Genomic DNA, 2,743 nt, shown 5'->3' with positions numbered 1-2,743 from the left:
GCCCCAAGGCCAGCGTGGTGCTGGGCCCCGCCCCCGCCCCCGGCCGCCGCTTCGTGGTCGAGAGCCCGCAGCTGGCGATCATCGCCCGCGACAACGGCCTGACCTGGCAGCCGCTGGCCGGCGACGAGCGCGTCGTCGTCGAGCGCCCCGGCCGGCCGCTGGCGCGCGAGGAGGTCGAGGCGGTGCTGCGCGCCGAGCTTTCCGCGCTCGGCGCCGACCCGGCCCTCGACATCGAGCTGGTGAACTTCCAGGCGCCGATGGTGCCCACCGGCCCGGATCCGCGGCTGGCGGTCGAGGGCACCGAATACGACGCCGCCAGCCGGCGCTTCGCGGCCACGCTGGTGGTGCTGGCCGACGGCATGGCGACGCTGCGCCAGCGCCTGTCGGGCCGCAGCGTCGCCATGCGCGAGGTCGTCGTCGCCGCCCGCAGCCTGCGCGCCGGCGAGACGCTGGGCCCGCGCGACGTCCGCGCCGAGCGCGTCGCCGCCGAGCGCGTCCGCCCCGGCATGGCCGAGAAGCTGGACCGCGTCATCGGCGCCCGCCTGGCCCGCAACGTCTCGGCCGGGCAGCAGCTGCCGGTGGCCGACCTGGCGGCCCCCCTGGCCGTCGCCCGCGACAGCGCCGTCGAGCTCGTCCACGAGAGCGCCGGCCTGTCGCTCGCCACCCGCGGCAAGGCGCTGTCCGACGGCGCGCCCGGCGCGGTGATCACCGTCCTCAACCTGTTGAACGGCGCGACGCTGACCGGCGAGGTGATCGGCCCCGGCCGCGTCCGCGCGCTCGGCCCGGCGCCGGCCGCCGCGCAGCCGGGCCGTCCCGGCGCCGTCGCGCAACGCTGATGATGCGGAAAACCTGCATGTCCCCGACCTTCCCCGCTTCCCTCCGCGCCGCCCTGCTGCTCGGCCTGCTGCCGCTGGCCGCCTGCGGCAACCTCTCCCGGCTGAGCGAGATCGGCTCCGCCCCCGCCATGGCGCCGATCGAGAATCCCGGCATGGCCGAGGGGCTGCGCAACATCTCGATGCCGATGCCGGCGCGGCAGGCGCCGATCCCGGAGAGCAACAGCCTGTGGCAGCCGGGCAGCCGCACCTTCCTGCGTGACCAGCGCGCGGCCGGCGTCGGCGACCTGGTCACCGTGCTGGTGCAGATCACCGACCGCGCGGCGCTGGAGAACACCACCGAGCGCAGCCGCAACAACAATGAGAGCCTGGGCATCGGCCGGCTGCTGGGCATCCAGACCCGGCTGCCCGGCGGCAACAGCGACCTGATCGACGCCACCAGCGGCTCGGGCAGCACCGGCTCGGGCTCGATCAAGCGCACCGAATCGGTGACGCTGCGGGTGGCCGCGACGGTGGTGCAGCAGCTGCCCAACGGCAATCTGGTGGTCGCCGGCCGGCAGCAGGTGCGGGTCAACCACGAGCTGCGCGAGCTGCAGGTCAGCGGCGTCATCCGCAGCCAGGACATCGCCAGCGACAACACCGTCCGCCACGACCGCCTGGCCGAGGCGCGCATCGCCTATGGCGGCCGCGGCACGGTGAGCGACGTGCAGACGCCGCGCTACGGCCAGCAGTTCCTCGACGTCATCCTGCCCTTCTGACCCCTCCTGACCGCGGAAGCCCGACCTTGCGCCCGATGCTCCGGATCCTGCTGCTGACCCTGGCCTGCCTCGGCCTGGCCACCCCCATGGCTGCGGCCCAGCAGGGCAGCGTCCGCATCAAGGACATCGCCGACATTGAGGGCGTGCGCGACAACCAGCTGGTCGGCTACGGCCTGGTGGTCGGGCTGAACGGCACCGGCGACCGGCTGCGCAGCGCCGCCTTCACCCGGCAGTCGCTGATCGGCGTGCTGGAGCGGCTCGGCGTCAACACCCGCGACCAGGAGACCCAGCTCGACACCCGCAACATCGCCGCCGTCATGGTGACCACCAACCTGCCGGCCTTCGCCCGCAACGGCAACCGGCTGGACGTCACCGTCTCGGCGCTGGGCGACGCCACCAACCTGACCGGCGGCACCCTGGTGGTGACGCCGCTGCACGGCGCCGATGGCGAGGTCTATGCGGTGGCGCAGGGCGCGATCGCCACCGGCGCCATCGCGGCGCGGGGTGCTGCCGCCTCGGTCACCCGCGGCGTGCCGACCTCGGGCCGCATCGCCAACGGCGCCATCGTCGAGCGCGAGGTGCCCTTCACCTTCGCCAACAAGCCGAATCTGCGGCTGGCGCTGCGCAATCCCGACCTGACCACGGCGCGGCGGATCGCGGCGGCCATCAACCGCATGGCCGGCGCCGGCGCGGCCCAGGCCAGCGACCCGCGCACCGTGGTGGTCTCGATGATGGGCCGCGACCCGGTGGGCTTCGCCACCGAGATCGAGCAGCTGCGCGTGCAGCCCGACCAGGCCGCCCGCGTGGTCATCGAGGAAGCCTCGGGCACCATCGTCATGGGCGCCAATGTGCGCATCAGCACGGTGGCCATCGCCCAGGGCAACCTGACCATCCGCGTGACCGAGGCGCCGCAGGTGGTGCAGCCCAACCCGCTGGCCGGTGGCCAGACGGCGGTGGTGCCGCGCACCGGCATCGATGTCGACGACCAGTCCGACCGGCGGCTGGGCATCATGCCCGCCGGCGTCTCGCTGCAGGAGCTGGTGACCGGGCTGAACAACCTCGGCATCGGGCCGCGCGACATGATCTCCATCCTGCAGACCATCAAGGCGGCCGGCGCCCTGCAGGCCCAGCTGGAGGTGCGCTGAGCATGGC

The 2,743-nt window shown here is 74.2% G+C and carries 3 protein-coding genes; all 3 read left to right on the top strand.

All coding sequences use genetic code 11. The features are described from left to right. The coding region (gene flgA, locus BKE38_RS26270; protein WP_131829737.1) for a flagellar basal body P-ring formation chaperone FlgA at positions 1–836 on the top strand (836 nt) is incomplete at its 5' end. A gap of 17 nt (positions 837–853) precedes the next feature. Next, entirely contained in the window at positions 854–1,591 is a 738-nt protein-coding gene (flgH, locus tag BKE38_RS26265) for a flagellar basal body L-ring protein FlgH (RefSeq protein ID WP_076960157.1), read from the top strand. A gap of 35 nt (positions 1,592–1,626) precedes the next feature. Further along, positions 1,627–2,736, top strand: a complete 1,110-nt coding sequence (locus BKE38_RS26260; RefSeq protein ID WP_076960156.1) for a flagellar basal body P-ring protein FlgI — start codon at positions 1,627–1,629, stop codon at positions 2,734–2,736. Positions 2,737–2,743: the final 7 nt, after the last annotated feature.

This window comes from Teichococcus deserti, assembly GCF_001982615.1.
Taxonomy (GTDB): domain Bacteria; phylum Pseudomonadota; class Alphaproteobacteria; order Acetobacterales; family Acetobacteraceae; genus Pseudoroseomonas; species Pseudoroseomonas deserti.
The sequence above is the reverse complement of the archived record's forward strand: the minus strand, read 5'-3'. Positions and strand labels throughout refer to the sequence as shown.

What these genes read in the sequence shown, in the direction of transcription:
- flgH (WP_076960157.1), top strand. Translation starts at nt 854, where the DNA reads ATGTCCCCGACCTTCCCCGCTTCCCTCCGCGCCGCCCTGCTGCTCGGC.
- BKE38_RS26260 (WP_076960156.1), top strand. Translation starts at nt 1,627, where the DNA reads ATGCTCCGGATCCTGCTGCTGACCCTGGCCTGCCTCGGCCTGGCCACC.